General features: G+C 57.9%; 1 protein-coding gene and 1 pseudogene. One reads left to right on the plus strand and one right to left on the minus strand.

Going from position 1 to position 1,289, the window contains the following annotated elements; translation table 11 throughout:
* A pseudogene (locus A3730_RS31295) lies at nucleotides 1-360 on the plus strand (TetR/AcrR family transcriptional regulator); the annotation flags it as partial.
* Between the two features lie 18 nt (nucleotides 361-378).
* Here A3730_RS31295 and A3730_RS07775 read toward each other — a convergent pair.
* Nucleotides 379-1,170, minus strand: a complete 792-nt coding sequence (locus A3730_RS07775; RefSeq protein ID WP_063521140.1) for a class I SAM-dependent methyltransferase — start codon at nucleotides 1,168-1,170, stop codon at nucleotides 379-381.
* Between the last annotated feature and the right edge of the window lie 119 nt (nucleotides 1,171-1,289).

Below are 1,289 nucleotides of genomic sequence, written 5' to 3' on the forward strand. Positions count from 1 at the left end.
ATCCGCAACACTACCAAGGTGTATTTCGATTACCACGTGAGTATGGGGCCGGTGATCAAGCTGATGATGGAAGAGGCTCGCTCTTCTGATTCAGCCCTTGCGCCACACCGTACTCGCGCACAAACCCTGGCATCGGAAGTGCTTGCGGTACAGATTAACCGCTTTACCGGCAAGAACTACGAACCACTGGTTTTTCTGACCATGCTCTGGATGCTGGAAAACTACTCGTTGTACATCTTCGAGGACGGAGGCTTTTCCCAGGAGCGGCTGGACCAGTGTTTGCGCGTGGCGGTGGGGGTGGCTGAATCCCTGGTGCTGGGTGAGGTTACGCCGGGCATGCTGGAGCGCCCGGCGTCGTGAGGTTTCTGTCGGGCCGGGTTACTCCGGCTTGACGAATTTGAGTGTCATTCGGTCGCTCTCCCCGATCGCTTCATAAGTGTCCCGGTCCTTGTCGCCGAGCCTCAGGCTGGGGGGGAGAGTCCAGACCCCGGCAGGATGGTTGGCCTGATCCTTGGGGTTGGCGTTAATTTCCGATTGATCTACCAGTTTGAACCCGGCCTGTTCGGCCTGGGCAATCACATACCCTTCGCTCATGTATCCCGTTTCGATCTGCCTTTCCAGTGGCCGCACTTCCGGTGCGCGATGCTCAACCACGCCGAGAATGCCGCCGGGTTTAAGGGCCTGGTAAAAGCTGGCAAACACGGCTTCGGTCTTGCCGGCCTTGGCCCAGTTATGCACGTTGCGAAAGGTTAGAACGCGGTCTACTGTGCCCGCCGGGGCGATAACGGTGTAGCTGGGAGGGTTGAGCGCGGTGACGCGGACGTGATCGTAGATCTCCGGGTGTTCTGCCAGTTTGGCCTTGAACTGGGTCACGGACCGGCGGTAGAAAGGGATGTCGCTGTCTTCAGGGAAGTGGGCGGCGTAATAAGTGCCAGACTTGTAAAGCCAGGGCGCCAGAATCGACGTGTACCAGCCGCCACCGGGCCATATTTCCACCACAGTCATGTCCTTTTGGACATCGAAGAAATTCAGGGTTGCTACCGGATGGCGGTATTCGTCACGGGCTTTTTCCTGCGGGGTGCGGTGGGGGGCATCGGTCAGCTGACTCAGTGTTCCTGCGTGAATCAGGGTGGTGGAAAGCAACGCGGTGAAGATAACCATAAGGCGCATGATCTCGACTCTTCCTATCTGAGGCCGCGGATCAACACCTTCATGTAGTCTGCGGCTTGTTGTTCCAGGCTGCCCTCTCCTGTGAGGGCCCATGTATACGTGGTTCCGGTGACAAGGTT

The sequence above is a fragment of the Alcanivorax sp. HI0044 genome (assembly GCF_001634945.1).

Bases quoted from the DNA above. Each gene is read 5' to 3' on its own strand.
- A3730_RS07775 (WP_063521140.1), bottom strand. From the start codon at position 1,170: ATGCGCCTTATGGTTATCTTCACCGCGTTGCTTTCCACCACCCTGATT.